A 21655-nucleotide genomic window follows, 5' to 3' on the forward strand; every position below is an offset into this window, starting at 1 on the left:
AAAAAGTGGTGTCCATAAGGATCACCACTTTACTGTATCATTTGCTGTTCAGGCACTCCAGAATTAATTTGTTAACCAGCCCTGGATTTGCTTTGCCTTTGGTTTCTTTCATGACTTGGCCGACCAAGAAACCGACGGCTTTCTCTTTACCCGCTTTGAAATCGGCAACCGATTGCGGGCTATTGTCAACAACTTGCTCGACAACAGCTTTAATCGCGCCTTCGTCACTGATTTGAACGAGTCCTTGCTCTTCCACAATCTTCTGTGGTTCTTTACCGGATTCGATCATTTCTTTAAATACCGTTTTGGCGATCTTGTTGGAAATGGTGCCTTTTTCTATCAGGCCGATCATTTCACCTAGACCTTTGCCCGTCACTTTGACATCCGCAAGTTCAAGATTGTTCGCATTCAAATACCCGAGCAGATCGCCCATAATCCAGTTCGAAACTGCTTTGGCATCCTGCGTATAGTTAAGGCTCTCCTCAAAAAAGTTAGCCAGCTTCATTGATGACGTGATGACTTCCGCATCATAGTTCGGCAAGCCGAACTGGCTGCTGTATCTAGCTTTGCGGGCATCCGGCAGCTCAGGGATCGTAGCTTTGACCGCTGCTTTCCAAGCATCGTCGATATAAAGGCTCACGAGATCCGGATCCGGGAAGTAACGGTAGTCGTGCGCATCTTCTTTGCCGCGCATTGAAAGCGTCTTGCCCTGCCCGTCATCCCAGCGACGTGTTTCCTGCTCGACTTCACCGCCGCTTCGGAGAATGTCCGCTTGACGATATTCCTCGTATTCCAGTCCTTTCTGGACGCCACGGAACGAGTTCATGTTCTTCAATTCGGCTCTCGTGCCGAACTTCTCTTGGCCGAATGGACGCAAAGAGATGTTCGCGTCGCAGCGCATCGAGCCTTCCTCCATTTTCACGTCGGACACGTCGCAGTAGATCATGATGGCTCTTAGCTTCTCAAGGTAAGCGCGAGCTTCCTCCGGTGATCGCAGATCAGGCTCCGAAACGATTTCGATGAGCGGCGTACCGGCACGGTTCAAGTCAACGAGTGAGGCATATCCGCCATCCACATGCGTCAGCTTGCCTGCATCTTCCTCCAAATGCACACGCGTCACGCCAATGCGTTTGGTCTCGCCATTCACTTCAATATCGACCCAACCGTTCAAACCGATCGGCTGATCGTATTGCGAGGTTTGATAAGCATCGGGAGAATCCGGGTAAAAATAGTTTTTACGGTCAAATTTGCTGTGCGTAGAAATGGTGCAGTTCAGCGCCATTGCAGCTTTCATGGCATATTCTACCGCTTGGCGGTTCAGTACGGGCAATACGCCCGGGTGTCCTAAACAAACGGGACATGTATTCGTATTCGGAGGTGCACCGAATGAGGTTGCACAACCGCAAAATATTTTGGATGCGGTATGAAGCTCTACGTGAACCTCTAGACCGACGACCGTTTCAAATTGGGTATCTGTTGCCGACAAAATAAATGCCTCCTTCGTTACTCATGAACTATGAACCTACAATTGCGGGCGCTGCTTGTGGTGATCTGTATGCTGCTCAAAAGCGTGAGCTACACGCAAAAGGGTAGCTTCATCCAGCGCTTTGCCGATGACTTGCAGGCCAACCGGAAGTTCATTCACGAATCCGCAAGGTACGCTAATCGCAGGAATACCCGCCAAGCTGACCGGAATGGTCATGATATCGTTCAGATACATCGTGAGCGGATCGTTGCTTTGCTCGCCAATTTTGAAGGCAGGCGTCGGCGCCGTCGGCCCGATGATGATATCGTATTTCTCAAACACTTGATCAAAATCTTGTTTGATCAATGTGCGAACTTGTTGTGCTTTCAGATAGTAAGCATCATAGTAACCCGAACTTAAGGCATAAGTTCCAAGCATGATCCGGCGTTTGACTTCAGGGCCAAAGCCTTCGCTCCGGGAAAGATGATACAAGTCAAGCAGATTGTTGGCGTTGTCGGAACGGACGCCATAACGAATTCCGTCAAAACGCGCAAGGTTGGAAGATGCTTCGGAAGAAGCCAGCAGGTAGTAGGTCGCAACCGCGTATTCGGAATGCGGCAGGGATACTTCTTCCCATACGGCGCCTAAGCCTTCAAGCACTTTGAGCGCCTCAAGCACTTTCTCTTTCACGGCAGGGTCAATCCCGTTGCCCATGTATTCTTTCGGCACGCCGATGCGCAAACCTTTGACATCTCCGGTCAGTGCGCTGAGGTAGTCAGGGATGTCCACTTTCGCAGAAGTGGAGTCCTTCGCATCATAACCTGCGATAGCTTGCAGCAGGTAGGCGGAGTCTTCGACGTTCTTCGTCAGCGGTCCGATCTGGTCGAGCGAAGACGCGAACGCGACAAGACCATAGCGGGACACAAGACCATACGTCGGCTTCAGCCCGACGATACCGCAGTATGCAGCCGGCTGGCGAATCGAGCCGCCGGTGTCGGAGCCCAGTGAGAAGTACACCTCGCCTGCAGCTACGGCAGCGGCAGAACCACCGCTGGAGCCCCCTGGCACATAATCCGTGTTCCACGGATTGTGGGTTGGGTGGTAGGCGGAGTTCTCGTTGGAACCGCCCATCGCGAACTCATCCATGTTCAGCTTACCGATGGTAACCGTTTGCGCCTCTTTCAGCTTGCTGACAACGGTCGCATCGTAGATCGGATTGTAGTTCGACAAGAATTTACTAGCACACGTCGTTCTCAGACCTTCGGTGACCATATTATCTTTGATCCCGATGGGAAGACCGAATAAATCGCCACGCGCTTGACCGCTTGCGAGCTGCTCGTCCAATTTGGCCGCAGCTTGTCTTGCGTTCTCTTCATCCAATGTAAGGAAAGCGCGAACTTTGCTTTCCACTTGCCCAATTCTTGTATAGGATTGATCCACGAGATCGGCAACGGTAATCTCTTTGCCTTGAAGCTTCGCGTGAATTTGTTGTAGGTTTAGATCAAACAAAGACAACGACAGGCACTCCCTTTCATATGGTTCTCTATTCTAAAACAGCCGGAACTTTAAATTGCCCGTCTTCTTGATCGGGAGCGTTCGCCATTACCTTCTCAATCGGCAGCGACGGCGTAACGACATCTTCCCGCATCACATTCACTAACGGCATAGCGTGGCTCGTTGGAGCTATACCTTCGGTATTCAACCCGTTCAACTGCTCCGCATATTTTAAAATGGCATTAAGCTGTCCGGTAAATAGTTCTTTCTCATTCTCGCTTAGATCGAGTCTAGCCAACTTCGCGACATGATCGACATCTTTTCTGGTAATGCTCAAGTTCTCTACACCCCTTTGAATCAGCATTTAGTCATTCTTTTCATTATATCCCAGATAATTTGTGAACTCAATCCAGAAAAAACCACAGTCCCTATGCAGATGAGGTTCCGGAGAACCGCTGCGACTAAGGAGCTATGGTTAGTTTTGGCAAATGATTTATTGGATGAATCCTGTGTCCATGGCCTTCGCTTTTTCAGTTAGTACATAATACTTCAGTTTGGCTGCCGCGAGTGTAGTTTCATTTTGATCTACTTTTATCTGAAACTTGTTCAAGTCATGCTTGGAGATGACGCCCGCCTCATAGCGGAATTTCATTTTTTTCATATCCGCTTGAACGTCAGTCAGATTTCGCTGCTCGGTAAGGACTGCGGCATACGCATTTTTGGCATCGTTGTACGTAGATTGGATTTTCTTGGTCAAGTCGAGTTGCATTTGCTCATTTTTCTGACCGTTAATCGCCACATTGACGCCTAAATACGTTTCACCGTAAGTGTTCTGGGTCACCGTATGATCCGTTTCCCACACAGCTTCATCGATGTTATTAGCGGAAGATTTCATTTGATAAGAAGATTTCAATAAAGTCATCGTGTCCGTTTCTGCAATAGGCTGGACCGAAATAGAATCGATATCTTGGAGGATTAAGTTAGGATCATAGGAAATTCCAATGTCCGTCGAAAGCTGCACAAGACCCAGACGATAATTGTTCAACAAGATAGCGGTATCGTCCTTCTGTTTATTAATGGCTTTCTGTGCTGTCAGCAGATCCTCCGAGGAAGCCAAACCTTGCTGTGAGAGAAGCGTTGCGCGCAGCAGCTCTTTCTCCATCACACCTTTGTATTCCTGCATGAAAGCGAGCTGTTTCTTTTGGCCAAGCAGCTGCACGTATTGCGCGATGGTCTGCAGGCGAATACCGGCTTTGGCTTCATCGGTTTGAAGCAGCGAGTTGCGCTGATCCGTTCCTAACTGATGCGCAGCTGTGTTCATTTGCGCCCGTTGTGCGGAAATGATCGCATTCATACCGCCGGCGAGAGCGCCCATGCCCTGCATCATTTGGTTCATCACGTTATTTTGCATGACGGTCCAAGCAATATCAGCAGGTTCTGTGAGATTCGGCAGCAGCGGATTCCCCGTATTGGTAACCTCCTCAGGCGTGCTTGGCAAGTGACCTGGGGCAAAAGACGCCGAGCTCATTTTATCCATCTGCTGCTCGAGATCGGACTTTTTGCTGCCTTGGGCGGCATATTTTAGCGCTAGTAGAGAGAGGTTATGGGAATCTTTCAGCGCTTTATCCAACACATAGTCCAAATTAACGGAGGACACGGTCTCCAGAACGTCCTCGTTCACGTAAACATTTTGATCGGGATCTAGTAGTGAATCCGCGTAAACATAGGCCGAGCTGGAAAGGAGTAACAGAGCTGCTGAGAGACTTATGAGCGTTTTTTTCAAAAAAATCGCTTCCTTCCTTGAGTAGTTAAGCAGTGAGTTTGGAGCTAGGCGGTAGTGCTGGTTGACTAACGGGTGTTTTCTTCTTGGAAAATACAACAAATCGCGTTAACAACATGGCGATGAAATAGGTCAAAGCTCCGGTTAGGATAAGCGCAACGCAATCATGCGAAATAACGGAGAAATCGTTCCCCTTCACGAACACGTTGCGCACGCCGTCCAAGAAATACGTAAGTGGCAGCATGTGGCCAAACACTTGTAGAGCTTTCGGCATTGCCTCGAACGGCCACGTGAAACCTGAAAGCATAAAGGATGGCACAGCAATAAGCATCGCCGTTTGTGTAGCCCCGAGTTGATTGCCGGAAAACAAGCTGATAAGATAGCCGATCCCGCTGACTGCAAAAGTAAAACTTAGAATAATGGCCAAACCTACAAGCAAGCTTCCGCCCATTGGAGCGCCAAAAGCATACAAAGCAATGACGAAGGTGACGGATGTGTTAAAAAGATTAATTAAGAAATACGGAGCTGTCTTCGCATACGCGATGCGCCATGGATTTCTTTTCCATGCCTCAAAACGCTGCCATGTCCCCGCATCTTTCTCCCTGGTAATCGTCAGGGCAATACCGAGAAATAACACCTGCTGCAAAATAGCCCCGACAAGACCGTACAGCATAAAATCGCTATAATTAAATGTTGAGTTATACATAATCCGATACCGGTAAGGAATCGGTGAAAGAGTGTTCATGACCTGCTCGTTTTGGAGCCCTTGCTGCAGCTGCAGTTTTTTCTGGGAGTAACCCATGCTGAATGTCGTAATCACTTCGTTCGCGCCTTTGGTAGCCGAGTTCGAAATCATCATATTGCTGCCATCGATTAGCGTGAGAATGGGCAGCGTATCGCCATGTTTCAGCTTCGCCTCAAAATTCGAAGGAATAACTAATCCTACTTTCGCTTCGCCCGTCTCCAGTGCACGTTTGACATCCTCTTCCGAGTGATATTCCTTCGTAATCTCAAACGATTCACTCTGCTCAAAAGCTTGAATGACCTGACGGCTGAGCGGACTTTGGTCCTCATCGATGACGACCGTCGCCATTTCCGTGACTTTGTGATGGACATAAATCGATCCGAAAAGCACGGTATACATCACCGGAACGAAGAACAAGATCAGAAAAAGACGCCGGTCCTTCAGAATGTGCATCCATTCTTCCGTTATCAGCTTGCCAATCCGAAGATCCATCTCTTTCATCATCCTTCCGTTTTACCATTCCACTGCAAGGTCATGCCGGTTGTGGCTGAGTCCGGCAATGTGTTCAGCTCGATTTTGATCCCAAAGGAGCGGATATCTGTTTCACCTGAGGTTTGTGTTGCTTTCTTGACGGCAAAATCCGGCGCTGCGGCCACGGAGGTAACGGTACCTACGACATTCTCGCCTGTCGATAAAATGGTCATGCTGATTTTGTTCCCCGCTTTGAGTCCTGCAATCGACGTCTCCGGCAAGTAAAACTTAGCCCAGCGCTGCTCCGTAGACTCCATCGAGAAAACAGGGAAGCCCGAACCCACAAGCTCGCCAACTTGCGCGGACTGATACAAGACCACCCCATCCGTCGGGGCAAGCAGCTCGGTATAGCTCAAATAGGTCTCGGCCTCCAGCTGCGCGGCTTGGGCTTGCTGCTCGCCGGACTGCGCGGATTTGACCGCGCCTTGAGCTTGCTGCACGGCGGCTTCTGCCGCTGCGACATCGCCTTGTCGCACCTGCACCGTCCCGCGGTTAGCTTCAGCGAGCTTCAAGGATGCTTGCGCTTGCTCCAGCAAAGCTTCCGCTCCGCGAATCTCTTCCTCCCGCGGGCCTTGGTTCGCCATGTTCAGCTGCTGCTGCGCCAGATCTCGCTTGGTTTTCGCTTCCTCGAAGCTGACCTTCACTTTGTCTACGTCCGCTTGCGAGACAAGACCTTGCTCCAGCATCGCAGTCATCCGATTCATATTCTGCTCGGCAATCGTGTACACTTCCGAAGCCGCTTGGAATTGAATTTCCGCCTGCTTCTTCTCCTCAGGGCGTGCGCCGTTCTTCAGCGCATCCACCTTCGCTTGGGCAGCGTTCACCGCGGCCTGGGCTTGTGCGACCTGCTGCTCAGCCGTATCCGCCGTTACGTTCACGCCCGCGATGCCCTGCTGCTTCTTCGCTACCGCGGTAGCCGTTGCGCCTTGCGCTTCGGCAATTTTGCCTTGCGCGAGGGCGACGGCCGCTTTGGCCTGCGCAACCTTCGCTTCGATCTCAGCGCTTTGCAGACGGGCGAGCACCTGCCCTTTTTTCACCGCTTCCCCTTCCTTCACAAGGACCTCAGTGACTCTGCCGCCTACTTTAAAACTGGCGCTCACTTCGTTTGTTTCTATATAAGCTGTAGGATGTACTTGATTCACAGCATCCGTTTGACTCCTAGCTGATTTCGCCGTTAGCAGAAAGGCACTTGTGCCGATAACAACCGCCATTACAGAATAAACCATTGGTCGAATAAAACGCATAAAAAAATCCCTCCACAAAATACTAAAATAAAAAATTATTCATTAATGAAATTGCCAAAGTAGATCTGCAAAAGCTTGAGAATCCGCTCATCGGTCAGAGGCTCATTCTGCTTCTCCCAATCGAACACTAAAGCAACGTACAGCTTAAATAGGATAAAAGCCGTCATTTTCGGCTCACAATTTTTCATTGTGCCATTATGTATCGCTCGTTCAATGTGTTCAGAGATAAACTGAACGACCTCCGTCTCAATACTGGCCATCGCTTCGATCGTAACCGGGCTGCCAAATTGCTGCACCTCATGGGATAGTTGAATAAGCAGCTCATGCTCTTTGCGGAAAACGAGAATCTCATACAACGCTCCATGAATTTTCTCGAAGGGCGTTGCCCCTTCCGTGATCGCTTTCTCGGCGACTGTTTTCATCTCCGTGATTAACGACTGAATAATGTCGTGCAATAGCTCTTCTTTATTGGCAAAAAACGTATAAATCGTCGCTTTGCCTACACCGGCAATTTTGGCGATTTGATCCATCGTCGTGCCTTTGTACCCGAAAAGGGAAAAAGATTTCTTGGCAGATTCCATAATTAATTGTTTTTTGGCATCCATAAGTTCACCTCAGAACTAAAATACTACAACAGTTTTGTGTTCGATTATTAATGTACCACCATTTACCGATTTTATCAATAACCTCTTAAGAAAAAGAAAAAACCCGCTGATTTAGCGGGTTTCTCACGATATGGTGTATTAAATCCAGGCTTTCAAGCCGATTTGTTTAATAAATTCTTCTCTGGACTGCACTTCTTTGTCCCGTTCTTTTTCCGGCTCCGGACTTGCCTCGCCGTTCATCACTCTTCGGAACAACTCTTCATTCTTTGTGGCCAGCGCAAAATCAATCAACGCTTCTTTCTCAACGCGAGCCGCTTCCTCATGAAGAAGCACTTCTTCCAACTCTATATCGATGGCAGGCACATAGTAGTGTTTATTATCTTTGGGAACTCGAATAACATAATCGAAAATATTATCGTTATTGCGGTCGTAAGCAATGATATATCCATATCCGCCAATCGGCAGGTTTTGTTCTAAACTATCCCCAATGACGATGACTCTCTCACCAAGTCGAAGCATCTGATTTTCCCCCTACCTCTATGAAGCTATTATTAAGCTATTCCTATTATCCTACTAAAAAAACTAGGTTGTGTCCAATTGAAACGTTTTGTTCATACTCCCTACACATTTTTAGTTTAAAATAGATGTGATTCTACAAAACTTATCTTTAAAGGAGCTGTACATATTGCTAAAACAATCACTAAACACCCTACGCTATGTTGGGAGGGCTGAAGGAATTTCCTTTCTGATCTTATTGGGCATTGCTATGCCGCTCAAATACGCACTCGACCTTCCACAGGCCGTAAAGTTTGTGGGGATGGCACACGGGTTTCTCTTTGTGCTCTATCTGATCTCCATTGCTTGGGTCACGCTCATGCATCGCTGGTCGATTTGGCGAGTGTTGGGGGCTTTCCTGGCTGCCTTTATTCCTTTTGGTCCTTTTATTCTGGAGCGCCGAATTGCGAAATAAAGAAAGGAACTGCTTTAGCGAACAAGAAATACATTTTAAAGTAAGTCAGAAGATCAGGAGGCTATCATGCGTGGAAACGGGGACACCCCAGCAAAAGCACGACCTTCCCTAACGGAAGGCCCTATTGCCAAAACGTTAATTTTATTTTCATTACCGATTCTATTAGGCAATGTGCTTCAGACACTTAACGGCTCTATCAATGCCGTATGGATCGGCAAATATCTCGGTGAAGGCGGTCTTGCGGCGACATCGAATGCCAACATCATTATGTTCTTTTTAATTAGCTCGATCTTCGGGTTTGCTATGGCTGCCGTTATTTTGATCGGTCAAAATCTCGGTGCGAAAAAAACGCACGAAGCCAAGAAAGTAGTCGGCACCAGCACCGTCTTCTTTCTTATCCTTTCAATTCTTGTTGCCGCGTTCGGATTATTATTTTCCACAACCATTCTAACTTGGATGAACACACCGCCGGATGTGAAGGACCTCGCGGTAGTCTATACACGGATTTTGTTCGCCGGCGTACCGTTTATGTTTGGATTTAACCTGATTATGGCTATCTTGCGCGGCTCTGGTGATGCCAAGACGCCATTCTATTTCTTGCTTTTATCCGCGATATTGGACGTCATCCTGAATCCACTTTTAATTGACGGAATCGGACCTTTTCCGAAAATGGGCATTGCCGGCTCAGCGGTTGCCACCTTTATTGCGCAATTGATCAGCTTCGTGCTGCTCATTCTGTATCTGTATCGCAAAAAATATTTTCTGCGGATTACCAAAGAAGATCTCCCGCTCCTGCGCATCAACTGGACGATCATTCGCACCTTGATTCAAAAAGGGGTGCCTATGGGATTAAACATGGTCGTCGTTTCTATCAGCAATCTGTTGCTCGTTCATCTCGTAAATTCGTATGGATCTGAATCGACGGCTGCTTTTGGAGTAGCCATGCAAATATCCAGCTATGTGCAAATGCCGGCGATGGCAATCGGCGGAGCCGTTACCTCCATGGCCGCACAAAACATCGGCGCAGGCTTGTGGGGCCGAGTGAACCGCATTACGTGGACCGGTGTAGCCGTCAACATTTTGATGACGGGTCTAATCGTCATCGTGCTGACGTTGTTCAACCGAGAAGTCGTTTCGCTGTTCCTTCCGTCGGAAGGGGAAGCGATTGCGCTCGGGGTTCACATCAATAATTTAACGTTGTGGTCGTTTATTATTTTCGGCGTATTTAATGTCGTGGCAGGCGTTGTTCGTTCCGCCGGTTCCGTGGTATTCCCGCTCGTAGTGGCGTTCATCGCACTGCTGCTGGTGCGAATCCCACTCGCCACGGTGCTCTCCCACAAATACGGCTTTGACGTAATTTGGTGGAGTTTCCCCGTCAGCTTCACTGTAGCTATGACGCTGAATGTGATTTACTATCAGCTCGGTAAATGGAGACAAGCTAGAATGATTCCGGCTAAGGCTTAGTAAACGAAAGAGACTATCCCAGGTCATCACGGACCTTACGGGATAGTCTCTTTGCTATATTTTAAAGCTGCAGCAAATCTTTATGTACTTTCACAACGATTTTCTTGTTAGCACTTGCCTCTGTAATCAAGCAGTTCGGACGGTGAATATCCGAAGGGAAGCATACTGCGAACATGCCTGGCTTCAATAATATGCCTGTCTCCAGCTGAGCAGGATCGGTTTCATAAAAAGCGACATCATGCGTTTCGAATTTGTTATCGATGACTTTGGCATCCTGATGCAGTTTATAGAAACTAAGCTTCTCTTCGCCGCTGACAAGGAACTGAATATCCGTGTACACAACATGAGACTCCGGCAGTTGTTCCTCAGCAGGACGGGTGACAACTTCCTGCACATTAGCAAACATCAGAAGACCGTTATCCCCTTCCAAATCGTATCTGCCAGCCTCCGCCTCGCCTAGGTTACGGTTCAAAATGTAATCGATCCCACGCCCGATCGCCGCGGGCCACAAATGACGCTCTTGTTCGAAATGCTTCAAATCACTAATAATCATTTGAACTCTCCTTTTCTATAACATGAAATAGAGTAGAATGCCTATAAATACTATAGCTTATAACGAGAAAAAAGACTCGCTTTATACAAAGCGAATCTTTCTACTCTAGGGCTATTAGAACGTTTTTTGGTTTGCGCCTTCCCAATCGGCCAGAAACTTCTCGATACCCGCATCAGTAAGCGGATGTTTGCTCATGGACTCGATGACTTTGTAAGGCACTGTTGCGATATGTGACCCTGCAAGCGCGGCTTCAATCACGTGTGCGGAGTGACGAACGCTGGCAGCAATAATTTCGGATTTAATGTTATGCACTTGGAAAATTTGGCTGATTTCCTTAATCAGGTTCATCCCGACTTGGTTAATATCATCCAAACGTCCGATAAATGGTGAAACGAAGGTTGCACCTGCGCGAGCAGCTAATAAGGCTTGCGTCGAGGAGAAGATCAACGTCACATTCGTCGGAATGCCTAAAGCTCTGAAAGCACTAGTAGCTTGAAGACCATCAAGTGTCATTGGCAGCTTGATGACAATGTTCGGGCTAATCTTAGCCAGCTTCTTACCTTGCTCGACCATTTCGTCTGCTTTCAAGGAAACAACTTCGGCGCTAATTGGAACATCGCCTACAATAGATACGATTTCTTGTACAGTTTCGAAGAAATCTCTGCCTTCTTTGGCAATAAGGGAAGGATTTGTCGTTACCCCTGCAACAACACCTAACGCGTGAGCTTTACGAATTTCTTCTACATTGGCTGTGTCGATAAACAATTTCATAGTGTATCCCTACCTTTTCTCCCGTTTTGGGTTAATCTTGGAAATACTTCTGTCTAATTTGTTGTACGATTGCTTCTGCGTTAAAACCATATTCACGAATTACGCGGTCTGCCTTCGCGGATGCTCCGAATTTCCGGATCCCCACGACAAAACCTTCGCCACCCGTAATCTCTTCCCATCCAGCAGGATATGCCATCTCAATGACGACATTAGCTTTCACATTCGGATGAAGAACCGCCTGCTGCACGTCCAAAGATTGCTGCTCAAACAGCTCACGGCTTGGCATGGAAATGACATTTGCTCCAATACCATATTGCGCCAACTGCTTCTTCACGTCAAGTGCTAAGCTGACTTCGGAGCCTGTTGCAATGAGCTGAACATCCGGCACAGCACCAGGTGCAGCCTCAGCCAGCACATATGCGCCTTGCCCAATGTGAGCATAAGCAAGTTGATCCGTACCAGGCAGCACCGGCAAGTTCTGACGGGACAACGCAAATACGAAGGGGCCTTCTTGCGCTTGGAGGACATACTCCCAAGCGGCAGCCGTCTCATTCGCGTCCGCAGGACGGAACAACGTCAGATCCGGAATCATCCGCAAGGATGGGATCTGCTCGATCGGTTGGTGCGTCGGGCCGTCCTCACCGACAGCGATGCTGTCGTGCGTGAACACGTACGCAACAGGAAGCTTCATCAGCGCGGACAAGCGGATCGCGCCGCGCAAGTAATCGCTGAACACGAGGAACGTGCCGCCGAAGGCTCTTAAACCGCCATGCAGCAGCATCCCGTTCAGCGCTGCGCCCATGGCGAATTCCCGGACGCCGAACCAGAAGTTGCGGCCGCTGTAGTCCGCGGCGCTGAATGCCGCGTCGTCGTTCAGCATAGTGAAGTTGGAACTCGCCAGATCGGCTGAACCGCCGACGAGCTGAGGAACCCGCTTCGCCAGGCCGTTGAGCACTTTGCCGGACGCCGTGCGCGTCGAGATCGCGCCGCTCTCCGGTGTAAAGCGCGGCACATCGGCGTTCCAATCCGCCGGAAGGTTGCCGCTGCTTGCGAGCTCGAACTGCTTAGCGAGCTCGGGATAAGCAGCCTGGTAGCTGTTCCACAGCTGCTCCCAGCTGTTTTGAGCCTTCGCGCCCAGCTCTTTGTAGTGGGCGAAATGCTCGTACACTTCAGCCGGCACATAGAAATCCGGCTCCAGTGGCCAACCCAGCGCCTGCTTCGTCAGGAGTAGCTCTTCTTTGCCAAGCGGTGAGCCGTGCGTACCGCCATGGCCGCCTTTGCCCGCTTTGTTCGGGGACCCGTAACCGATGGTTGTTTTGATCTCAATCAGCGTAGGGCGGCTTGTATCTGCCTTACCTTCTGCGATTGCAGCGGAAATTGCTTCGACATTATTCTGCTCTTCCACGCGCAAGTATTGCCAGCCATAGGATTCTATTCGTGTACGAACGTTCTCCGAGAACGACATGTTCAATTCTCCGTCTAGTGAGATGTCGTTAGAATCATAAAGCACGATTAGTTTACCCAATTTTAAGTGGCCTGCTAAGGACGCAGCCTCTGAGGAAACACCTTCCATGAGATCGCCGTCACCGCAAATAGCATACGTGTAGTGATCGACAATCGGGAAATTCGGCTTGTTATATACGGCAGCTTGATGTGCTTCAGCCATTGCCATACCGACAGCCATCGCCACACCTTGACCAAGTGGCCCGGTAGTCGCTTCTACACCAACCGTGTGACCGTATTCCGGATGTCCTGGCGTAAGGCTTCCCCATTGGCGAAACTCTTTGATATCATCTAATGTAAGGCCATAGCCGCTCAAGTGTAGCAGGCTGTATAACAGCATTGAACCGTGTCCCGCCGAAAGAACGAAGCGGTCGCGGTCTACCCATTTGGCATCGGCAGGATTATGTTTGAGGTGCTGTGTCCATAGGGCATAGGCCATCGGAGCGGCACCCATCGGCATGCCTGGATGACCCATTGCGGCTTTCTCGACAGCGTCAATCGTTAGTGTGCGAATGGCGTTGATGCTTAATTCTTCAATACCAACAGTTGTCTGTTTCAACAGTATTCCCTCCATCTCTTTCTTTTGTGCTGCTGCATATCTCTATTATAAGGATAGTCAGAACATTAAAAAAATCGATAGTTTCGATACTTGCTATAGAAGGTGTCTATATGTTGATCCATGAATAAAAGCAAAAGGCGCGCCTACCTGCATACAGCAGTTGAGCGCACCTCATCTTATAAACAAACGATCGCTTTAATCACCTTGGACTCCGGCTTGAGCCAACTCTCAAACTGGCCGATCATATCCTCAAAGTCAGCGCGGTGTGTGATATAACTCGCAATGTCGATGACGCCATTACGCATCGCTTCACGTACGGTATCGAAATCTTCCATCGTCGCGTTGCGGCTGCCCATCAGTGTCAGCTCCCGTTTGTGAAACTCGGGATCATGGAAGGTGATGTCCGCCTTCACGAGGCCAACATACACGAGCTTGCCGCTGTGCGCGACAAGTCCGAAGGCGTCCGTCATGGAACGTGCGTTCCCTGTCGCATCGAAGACTATGGTGGGCATATCGCCATTCGTGAGCTCAGCGAGCTGCTCCTTCGGCTGCTGCAGCGCATTCACGGTATGATCGACACCTGCCCACTTGCGGCAAAACGCCAATCGCTCGTCATTGATATCCATAACAATGACATTAGCGCCAAATTGCTTCGCCAGGACCATGACGCCAAGTCCGATTGGTCCTGCGCCAATGACGAGCACCGTTTCGCCGGCGCGAAGCCCGGATCTCCGCACGGCGTGAGCACCGATGCTAAGCGGCTCCAGCATAGCTGCTTCATCCAGCGTGAGCCCTTCGGTCTTAATGAGATGGCTGGCAGGGACGGAAATCAACTCTCTCATTCCTCCATCCGTGTGTACGCCAAGTACTTTCATATCGGTACAGCAATTCGTATTCCCATTGCGGCAAGCAATGCATGTCCCGCAGTGCATATAAGGGACGATACTGACTTGGTCGCCGGTCTGCAATCCCGTCACACCTTCACCGATTTCCTCGACAAACCCGGAAAGTTCATGACCCAATACCCGCGGATAGCTGAAAAATGGCTGATTCCCTTTGTAGGCGTGCAAATCCGTCCCGCAGATCCCGATTCTTTTGATACGAACGATGGCTTCCCCCGCTCTCACAACTGGCTCCTGCATCTCTACAAAATTAAACTGTTCAACCTGTTCACATACGATCGCTTTCAATGTGTTCCCTCCCTATACGTAAGTTTTTTCGTTATATTCAGGTCTTCCGCTAACCCATGACTTGTTGTGAATCGGCTTCAAAATGCCCAAAACCTCTTGCAGCAGCTCGGTATCCATCGGCTCATCTGTCCATGCAATATTCTTGCTGATGTTCTCAGGACTCGCCGTGCTGACCAGCGTCGTAGGAATCCGCTCATTCGCAGTCGCATATTGCACCGCCAGCTTGGCAATGTCCAAGCCTCTGCTCGCGCAGAATTCCGCCGCCTCTTTACAGATCCGTCGAATGTCATCTGGCGCCGGATGCCAAGCCGCAGCAGGTCTTGTGCTCAACAGTCCCATGGACAGCGGCGAAGCATTCACGAGACCAACCTGGTGCTGCTCGAGCAGCGGGAGTACATTCAACAAGGACGTATCATTCAATGAATAATGACAATAAGACAATACGGAATCCATTTCTTTCACGGCCAGCGATTTTTCAAATACCGTTAGCGGTAGTCCCGATACCCCGAAATACCGGACTTTTCCCGATTGCTTCAAAGCATCCAACGCCGGGAAGCTTTCTTCAACAACCTCATCGAAAGCCGCAAATTCAATATCATGCAAATATAAAATATCGATATAATCCGTTTGCAGCCGTTTTAAGCTTTCATCTACGCTTCGGATAATCCGTTCCTTTGAAAAGTCGAACTCAGCATCCCCATAACGACCGGCTTTTGTCGTCAACATAAAGCGGTATCTGTCCATTTGTGCGATGGCTTTACCCAGTACAGTTTCCGCTTTGGTCAATCCATAATACGGGGACACATCGATTAGATTGATACCAAGATCAACCGCCGTATGAACGGTCCGGATGCTTTCTTCTTCATTCGTTTCACGGAAAACAGAGCCGAGAGAGGATGCGCCGAAACTCAAGACAGAGACGTCAAGTCCTGTTTTGCCTAATTTACGATATTTCATAGCTTATAGAACCCCTTTGCGTTTAGTCCAAATAGGCGGTCTTTCTCGTCCTGTGTCCAAGTATCCGGTAACGAATGGGTCAGTACCTCGACAACCTCCTCGTAGCTAGCCGCCAGCAAGCATACCGGCCAGTCACTGCCAAACATCACACGGTCTGTCCCGAATACCTCTAAAGCATGCTGGATATACGCAGTAAAATCTTCTTTCTTCCAATTGCTGTGATCCGCTTCTGTCACCATACCCGAGAGCTTACAATACACTTTGGGATGCTTGGCGATAGCCGCCATCTGGCTTTTCCAAGGCTCCAAAACACCATCCGCAATCCGCGGCTTCGCGATATGATCGATAACCGCACGTAAACCGGGAACCTGATCCAGCAGTTCAATAATCGGTGCTAATTGATGGGACACGACAAGCAAATCGACCGGTACATCATGTTCGGCAAAATATCGCAGCGCCTCGATAAAATGAGGTTCCAGAATTCGGTTCGCGTCCGGCATTTCTTGAATCATGACTCGAAAGCCCACATACTTGGGATGCTTGCAAAAACGTTGATAATGATGCAGGAAGTCCGGATCGTTGAGATCAAGCCAACCTACTACGCCTGCAATGGTCTCGGATTCATCGCTTAATGACAGCAGATAAGCCGTTTCTTCCAGTGTCGGCGCCGCTTGAACAACGATCGTAGCATTCAGGTTATGCTCTTTCAGGTGCGGTACTAAATCGTTTGGGCCATAATCCCGATACAGGATCGGCAGCTCAGGACCAATCCATCCGTAATCCCCGCGGTTTATTCGCCAATAGTGCTGGTGGGCATCAATTCGCATGGCGCTTCTCCTTCTTCATGTCCTATATTGATATCGCTTTCTTTTATTTTAACAGCATTTCTAAACTATAAAATAATGATTTCTAGCACATTTATACGCTTTTTTGATATCATGAGAGGACAGTGAAAGGAAAGGAGCAGACAACGTGCATCCTATTCACAAAGTTTTTGATAACCATGAAACTTTTCCGTTCTCCTACGCTTATAAACACACAAAAAGCTCGCAAAGCGAGCTCCCTGACCATTTCCACGACTGGTATGAAATTGTTTATGTATACCGCGGCAAAGGCACGATGTTCATCGATCACACCTTTTATGAAATGAAAGCCGGAGACATTTTCCTTATTCCCGGCCATATCATTCACCGCGCGACTCCGGATAAAGAAACCCCTGTGACTTCAACGGCGGTATATTTCAGTTCAAGCTTGGTTCAAGCACCGCAATTCGGGGAAACGTTCTCCTATTTGCAAAGCTTTGAGCAGGCCGTAGAGCTCCGCCAGTATAGGCTGGAAACGCTGCTTCCACAAAGGCAGCACCTTGAGCACTATCTGGAGTCCATCCAGCACGAATTTAAGCACGAGGGACCTGGGCATCGACAAGCCATCTATGTCCAACTCCTTCAGCTTCTGCTTTTTTTACAGCGCGATGTGGCCTCAGGTCATGCATTCAATACAGGAGATCCCCTTGTTGCTCCCGTCTGGATGAGAGACGTGCTGCTCTATATCGATGAGCATTTCTGCGAAGATATCGGGCTCCAAACACTTTCGAAACAAGCCTCCGTTTCGCCCGCTCATTTTAGCCGCGTGTTCAAGCAGTTGATCGGAATGAACGTGACGGCCTACATCATCACCAAACGGATTATTCGCGCTAAACAGCTGCTGTCTGAAAGTGATGTCAATATTCATCATATTGCGGAGCTCTGCGGCTTCGAGAGCCTTCCCCATTTTCACGCCATGTTCAAAAGAGTTCTGGGTATGACACCGGCAGCAGCAAGAAAAAGCATCCGATAACACTTTTTATGCTGCCCCATAGGCAACAACCCCTCCTAGAAAATAACTGAAGCCATAATAGTCAAACCCTAATGGCAGCCGTTCATACTTGATATTGCGTTTTATAGTAGGCAAATGTCGCCCCTAAACCGTCTCTAAGCGTAAAAATAGGGCTCCACCCGAGATCGTTAAGCGCTGCTCGATTGTCTAACCGGCTGTGAACGATATCGCCGGTACGGGCAGCTTCATAAGCTGGATTGAAGCTGCTTTCGCAGATCAAGCACATTTCCTTCAGAAGCTCGTTGATACTTGTTTGTTCGTTGCAACTAATATTGTAAATCCCACGGCTGCCTTTATACAGGGCGGCCCTGATTGGCGCTCACGATGTCTTGGACATAAATGAAATCCCGCGTTTGTTCCCCGTCACCATAAATCACCGGCTGCTTGCCGTCCAGCAGCTTGTCCATAAAAATGGCGACGACTCCGCCCTCCCCCTTGGGATCCTGCCTAATGCCATATACATTCGCATACCGCAGAACGGTATAGTCCATCCCGTATAGCAATGCAAAACTTTCTATATAGTGTTCCGGCGTATGCTTGGAAATACCATAGAAGGATAGCGGCCTGACCGGATGTGCTTCGTCCACGCTCAGATACTGCGGAGTTCCGTAGACCGCAGCAGAGGAAGCATAAATCAACTTCCGAACACCATGCTCTCGGCATTGCTCCAGCAGGTCAATTGTCCCTAAGATGTTGATTTTTGCATCCAATAAAGGATTAATAAGCGATGTCTGAACATCGATTTGCGCCGCGTGATGGATAACAACCTCCGGACGGGAAGCAGCGAATACCTCGGCAAGCCTGTTGCCGTCCAGTAAATCCCCATGATGGAAAACAGCTTTTTCATTCACATACGCCATTCGCCCCGTAGTCAGATTATCAAAGATGTGTACGTCATGCCCCTCCTGAAGCAGGTCATCGACAATTAGTGATCCAATAAAACCGGCTCCTCCGGTAACTAAAATGTTCACGTAGATCCTCCTCTCTACAACTAACGTAAACAACGATGATTAAGTTCAAATGACATCTTTTCCGCTAGTCTAACCCTACCCCTTCTATTTTACCAAAAAATTGCAAGGGAAGTGGCGTGAATGGACAAAAAACAAGCCACCCTCTTACGAGAGCAGCCTGCTGAGTAATAACATTAATGTTTTACAACGCGATCATATAAAAAGTCCGCAATATGGACGGCTTCCATCTGACCTTTTTGCCCATGCTTATCGATGCCCAGCTTCATTTGCAGCAGACAGCCAGGGTTGCTTGTCACCAAATATCTAGCTTCCGTGGCGTTGGCATTGACCATTTTATCTTCCAGAATCTGATTCGCCATTTCCGGCTGCGTTACGTTATAAATACCGGCAGATCCACAGCAAGAGCCCGCATCCTTCATTTCGACAAAAGTAACATTGCCTACTTCTTTCAACAGTTGTCTGGACGGATTGCTCCCTTTCATTACATTGCGCAGATGGCAGGAATCTTGATACGTCACTCGAGTAGAAGCCGCAGCTGTTTGGCTATCAGCAAACTGAAGCGGACGTCCTTTTTCCACAAGAATCGTTGAAATATCTTTCACTCGTGCAGCGAACCAACCTGCGGCTTCCTTCCATTCCGGCTCATCATGCAGCAGATGATCGTACTCGACTAGAATCGCGCCGCAACCTCCTGCATTCGATACAATGAAGTCCACGCCGGCTTCCTGGAAAGCGCGGATGTTATTTTTGGCCAGCATTTTGGCTTGATCGCTTTCACCGCTATGCGCGTGTAGAGCACCGCAGCAGTTCTGCGACTCTGGAATGACAACATCAAAGCCTGCTTCGGACAGCAGCTTGACGGTTTTGATATTCGTTTGGGTGAACATCACATCCATCAAACACCCCCTGAACATACCGACGGTAGCAATCTTCTCTCCTTTGGCCGGGATAAAGGTGCCGAGAAGCTGCGTAATCCCCTTGCCGGATGCATCAGGCAGAATTTTCTCCATATCCGATAGCTGTTTGGAAAATAAGCCGACAACGCCTGTTTTTCGAACAACGGATTGCAGGCCTGATTTTTTATAAAAATGCATCCCTGAACCCAGCAGCCGCATTTTTTGCTGTGATGGGAACAGCTCTTTGAAGACCACCTTGCGCACACCGCGTACCCACCATCTATGCTGCTTCGTGTGGGTTTCAACCGCATCGCGGGCTTGCTCAATCAATTGTCCGTATTTCACATCCGCAGGACAAGCCGGCTCACACGCGCGGCAACCTAAACAGTGATTCATTTGATCCTCGAAGGAAATGCCAGGCTCCATAACACCATCCACGGCGGCTTTCATCAAGGAAATACGCCCGCGAGGGGACTCGGCTTCGATGCCTGTTTGCTTAAACGTCGGACACACGGGAAGGCAGAAGCCGCAGCGCATGCAGTTCGTCAACTGATTGTAATCCAGCTTCTGGATTAACGTTTCCTGGAGAGTTGCCCCTTTAGCCACGGTCGATCACCACCCTGCGTCTGGATTCTTTGGCAAACATTTTGCCGGGATTCAACAGATGATGCGGGTCGAAGACGTCTTTGATCCCTTTCATCATCGCAATGCCGCTGCTTCCTACTTTCCATTCCAAGAATGGTGCTTTAACAAGCCCGACACCGTGCTCGCCTGTAATCGTTCCCCCCATCTGAATCGCCGCTTCGAAAATTTCTTCAAAAGCTGCCTCCACACGGTGGATTTCATCATGATCCCTGGCATCCGTTGTAGCTGTCGGGTGAAGATTGCCGTCTCCCGCATGCCCAAACGTGCAAATCTGCACGCCATGCTTCTCGGCGATTCGGTTAATCTCCAGCACCATATCGGCAATTTTGGAGCGTGGAACCGTCGCATCCTCCAGAATCGTTGTCGGACGCAAACGCGCAAGCGCCGTGAAGGCGCTTCTTCTTGCTGTCAACAGCTTCAGCGCTTCTTCTTGATTGCTAGCAATGCTGACTTCATGCGCCTGCTCTTCACGGCAAATTTCCGAGATACGGGCAATGTCGCGCTCCACCATTTCCATCTCGCCATCCTGCTCAATTAAGAGGATCGCTGCCATATCCAGCGGTAGGCCCAACTTCGCAAAATCGTCTACGACGCGGATCGTTGGATTATCCATAAATTCCAAGGTAGCTGGAATGATGCGATTTTCAATAATTTTGGAGACCGTTCGAGCAGCGCCATATAAATCTTTGTACATGGCCAACATCGTTTTCTTATATTTTGGAGGCGGAATTAATTTGAGCGTAGCTTCCGTAACGATAGCGAGCGTCCCTTCTGAGCCGATCAGCAGCTTCGTCAAATCATAGCCGGCCACGTCCTTCATCAGCTTACCGCCTGTACGCATGATTTCACCGTTTGCCAGTACGCATTCTAAACCGATCACATAGTCTTTGGTGGTGCCGTATTTTAAACCGCGCAGGCCTCCGGAGCACTCTGCAATGTTGCCTCCAATCGTAGAGATCGCCATTGAGCTTGGATCTGGTGGATAAAATAAACCCAGACTTTCAATATGCTCGATGAATTGCTTCGTAATGATACCCGGCTGTACAGTTGCCGTCAGATTCTGCATATCAATATCGAGGATTGCATTCATCAGGTGCATAACCATGACAATACCGCCTTGAACGGGAACGGTTCCACCGCATAGATTCGTACCTGAACCCCTGCTGACTAGCGGAATGCGATGCTCATTCAACACCTTCATAATCGCGGACACCTGCGCCGTGTCCTTGGGATAGATCACACCATCCGGCAGCGATTGGAGCATAGGTGTTCCATCATACGAGTGGGTAACGAGAGATTCCATATCATCTTTAAAATACTTTTCGCCTACAATATTGAACAGTTCTTGTCTAATTTGGTTATCGAGCATAGCAGCCTCCCATGGGACTATTCATGACTATCAATGATAATTGATCATGTGATCAGATGACTTTCCTT

21 protein-coding genes are annotated in these 21655 nt (G+C 48.9%); 3 read left to right on the forward strand and 18 right to left on the reverse strand.

The genetic code is table 11. From position 1 onward, the window contains the following. Positions 1–37: 37 nt before the first annotated feature. The 8 genes from gatB to ACUN27_RS32710 form a co-directional block, all read right to left on the reverse strand. Complete coding sequence (gene gatB / locus ACUN27_RS32675; RefSeq protein ID WP_315956246.1) at positions 38–1489, reverse strand: Asp-tRNA(Asn)/Glu-tRNA(Gln) amidotransferase subunit GatB; 1452 nt, start codon at positions 1487–1489, stop codon at positions 38–40. Between the two features lie 33 nt (positions 1490–1522). Next, the gene (gene gatA, locus ACUN27_RS32680) at positions 1523–2980 is read right to left on the reverse strand and encodes an Asp-tRNA(Asn)/Glu-tRNA(Gln) amidotransferase subunit GatA (RefSeq protein WP_315956235.1); all 1458 of its coding nucleotides are present in this window, start codon (positions 2978–2980) and stop codon (positions 1523–1525) included. Between the two features lie 28 nt (positions 2981–3008). After that, positions 3009–3296, reverse strand: coding sequence for an Asp-tRNA(Asn)/Glu-tRNA(Gln) amidotransferase subunit GatC (gatC, locus tag ACUN27_RS32685; protein ID WP_127458260.1), 288 nt, complete (start codon positions 3294–3296; stop codon positions 3009–3011). Positions 3297–3452: 156 nt separating this feature from the next. Next, entirely contained in the window at positions 3453–4742 is a 1290-nt protein-coding gene (locus tag ACUN27_RS32690; protein ID WP_315956234.1) for a TolC family protein, read from the reverse strand. Positions 4743–4767: 25 nt separating this feature from the next. After that, positions 4768–5976, reverse strand: coding sequence for an ABC transporter permease (locus tag ACUN27_RS32695; protein WP_315956233.1), 1209 nt, complete (start codon positions 5974–5976; stop codon positions 4768–4770). Between the two features lie 8 nt (positions 5977–5984). Continuing rightward, on the reverse strand, positions 5985–7259 hold the full coding sequence (locus ACUN27_RS32700; protein WP_445560272.1) for an HlyD family secretion protein: 1275 nt from the start codon (positions 7257–7259) through the stop codon (positions 5985–5987). A 35-nt stretch (positions 7260–7294) separates the two neighbouring features. Continuing rightward, a complete protein-coding gene (locus ACUN27_RS32705; RefSeq protein WP_445560273.1) occupies positions 7295–7864 on the reverse strand; it encodes a TetR/AcrR family transcriptional regulator in 570 nt (189 codons plus the stop codon). 138 nt (positions 7865–8002) lie between these two features. Then, on the reverse strand, positions 8003–8383 hold the full coding sequence (locus ACUN27_RS32710) for an ATPase (protein WP_315956230.1): 381 nt from the start codon (positions 8381–8383) through the stop codon (positions 8003–8005). Between the two features lie 166 nt (positions 8384–8549). On the opposite strand from ACUN27_RS32710, the gene ACUN27_RS32715 reads away from it, so the two are divergent. After that, a complete protein-coding gene (locus ACUN27_RS32715; protein ID WP_157323862.1) occupies positions 8550–8834 on the forward strand; it encodes a DUF3817 domain-containing protein in 285 nt (94 codons plus the stop codon). 66 nt (positions 8835–8900) lie between these two features. After that, positions 8901–10298 (forward strand): MATE family efflux transporter, encoded by a 1398-nt coding sequence (locus ACUN27_RS32720; RefSeq protein ID WP_445560274.1) that lies wholly within the window; start codon positions 8901–8903, stop codon positions 10296–10298. A gap of 61 nt (positions 10299–10359) precedes the next feature. Here the strand turns inward: ACUN27_RS32720 and ACUN27_RS32725 are convergent, their stop codons facing one another. From ACUN27_RS32725 to ACUN27_RS32750, 6 genes are all read right to left on the reverse strand, one after another. Beyond that, the gene (locus ACUN27_RS32725; RefSeq protein ID WP_445560275.1) at positions 10360–10851 is read right to left on the reverse strand and encodes a YhcH/YjgK/YiaL family protein; all 492 of its coding nucleotides are present in this window, start codon (positions 10849–10851) and stop codon (positions 10360–10362) included. A gap of 114 nt (positions 10852–10965) precedes the next feature. After that, the gene (gene fsa, locus ACUN27_RS32730; protein ID WP_127458268.1) at positions 10966–11622 is read right to left on the reverse strand and encodes a fructose-6-phosphate aldolase; all 657 of its coding nucleotides are present in this window, start codon (positions 11620–11622) and stop codon (positions 10966–10968) included. A 31-nt stretch (positions 11623–11653) separates the two neighbouring features. Continuing rightward, entirely contained in the window at positions 11654–13684 is a 2031-nt protein-coding gene (gene tkt / locus ACUN27_RS32735; protein ID WP_326062557.1) for a transketolase, read from the reverse strand. A 176-nt stretch (positions 13685–13860) separates the two neighbouring features. Then, positions 13861–14874, reverse strand: a complete 1014-nt coding sequence (locus tag ACUN27_RS32740) for a zinc-binding alcohol dehydrogenase family protein (RefSeq protein ID WP_326062558.1) — start codon at positions 14872–14874, stop codon at positions 13861–13863. Positions 14875–14886: 12 nt separating this feature from the next. Beyond that, positions 14887–15831 (reverse strand): aldo/keto reductase, encoded by a 945-nt coding sequence (locus ACUN27_RS32745; RefSeq protein ID WP_326062559.1) that lies wholly within the window; start codon positions 15829–15831, stop codon positions 14887–14889. After that, positions 15828–16658: an amidohydrolase family protein gene (locus ACUN27_RS32750; RefSeq protein ID WP_326062560.1), complete on the reverse strand. Its 831-nt coding sequence runs from the start codon at positions 16656–16658 to the stop codon at positions 15828–15830. The genes ACUN27_RS32745 and ACUN27_RS32750 overlap by 4 nt, the downstream gene beginning before the upstream one ends. A 145-nt stretch (positions 16659–16803) precedes the next feature. On the opposite strand from ACUN27_RS32750, the gene ACUN27_RS32755 reads away from it, so the two are divergent. Further along, the gene (locus ACUN27_RS32755) at positions 16804–17667 is read left to right on the forward strand and encodes an AraC family transcriptional regulator (RefSeq protein WP_315956223.1); all 864 of its coding nucleotides are present in this window, start codon (positions 16804–16806) and stop codon (positions 17665–17667) included. An 82-nt stretch (positions 17668–17749) separates the two neighbouring features. Here the strand turns inward: ACUN27_RS32755 and ACUN27_RS32760 are convergent, their stop codons facing one another. The 4 genes from ACUN27_RS32760 to ACUN27_RS32775 form a co-directional block, all read right to left on the reverse strand. Further along, complete coding sequence (locus ACUN27_RS32760; protein WP_445560276.1) at positions 17750–17926, reverse strand: hypothetical protein; 177 nt, start codon at positions 17924–17926, stop codon at positions 17750–17752. Positions 17927–17999: 73 nt separating this feature from the next. Then, positions 18000–18677: an NAD-dependent epimerase/dehydratase family protein gene (locus ACUN27_RS32765; RefSeq protein ID WP_445560277.1), complete on the reverse strand. Its 678-nt coding sequence runs from the start codon at positions 18675–18677 to the stop codon at positions 18000–18002. 173 nt (positions 18678–18850) lie between these two features. Next, positions 18851–20110, reverse strand: coding sequence for a (Fe-S)-binding protein (locus ACUN27_RS32770; RefSeq protein ID WP_315956245.1), 1260 nt, complete (start codon positions 20108–20110; stop codon positions 18851–18853). A 61-nt stretch (positions 20111–20171) separates the two neighbouring features. Then, on the reverse strand, positions 20172–21587 hold the full coding sequence (locus ACUN27_RS32775) for an FAD-linked oxidase C-terminal domain-containing protein (protein WP_445560278.1): 1416 nt from the start codon (positions 21585–21587) through the stop codon (positions 20172–20174). Positions 21588–21655 lie beyond the last annotated feature (68 nt).

The organism is Paenibacillus sp. WC2504 (assembly GCF_052682475.1).

What these genes read in the sequence shown, in the direction of transcription:
- ACUN27_RS32775 (WP_445560278.1), bottom strand. Translation starts at nt 21,587, where the DNA reads ATGCTCGATAACCAAATTAGACAAGAACTGTTCAATATTGTAGGCGAA.
- ACUN27_RS32705 (WP_445560273.1), bottom strand. Translation starts at nt 7,864, where the DNA reads ATGGATGCCAAAAAACAATTAATTATGGAATCTGCCAAGAAATCTTTT.
- ACUN27_RS32700 (WP_445560272.1), bottom strand. Translation starts at nt 7,259, where the DNA reads ATGCGTTTTATTCGACCAATGGTTTATTCTGTAATGGCGGTTGTTATC.
- fsa (WP_127458268.1), bottom strand. Translation starts at nt 11,622, where the DNA reads ATGAAATTGTTTATCGACACAGCCAATGTAGAAGAAATTCGTAAAGCT.
- ACUN27_RS32720 (WP_445560274.1), top strand. Translation starts at nt 8,901, where the DNA reads ATGCGTGGAAACGGGGACACCCCAGCAAAAGCACGACCTTCCCTAACG.
- ACUN27_RS32770 (WP_315956245.1), bottom strand. Translation starts at nt 20,110, where the DNA reads ATGCGCTGCGGCTTCTGCCTTCCCGTGTGTCCGACGTTTAAGCAAACA.
- ACUN27_RS32725 (WP_445560275.1), bottom strand. Translation starts at nt 10,851, where the DNA reads ATGATTATTAGTGATTTGAAGCATTTCGAACAAGAGCGTCATTTGTGG.
- ACUN27_RS32745 (WP_326062559.1), bottom strand. Translation starts at nt 15,831, where the DNA reads ATGAAATATCGTAAATTAGGCAAAACAGGACTTGACGTCTCTGTCTTG.
- ACUN27_RS32695 (WP_315956233.1), bottom strand. Translation starts at nt 5,976, where the DNA reads ATGGATCTTCGGATTGGCAAGCTGATAACGGAAGAATGGATGCACATT.
- ACUN27_RS32710 (WP_315956230.1), bottom strand. Translation starts at nt 8,383, where the DNA reads ATGCTTCGACTTGGTGAGAGAGTCATCGTCATTGGGGATAGTTTAGAA.
- ACUN27_RS32750 (WP_326062560.1), bottom strand. Translation starts at nt 16,658, where the DNA reads ATGCGAATTGATGCCCACCAGCACTATTGGCGAATAAACCGCGGGGAT.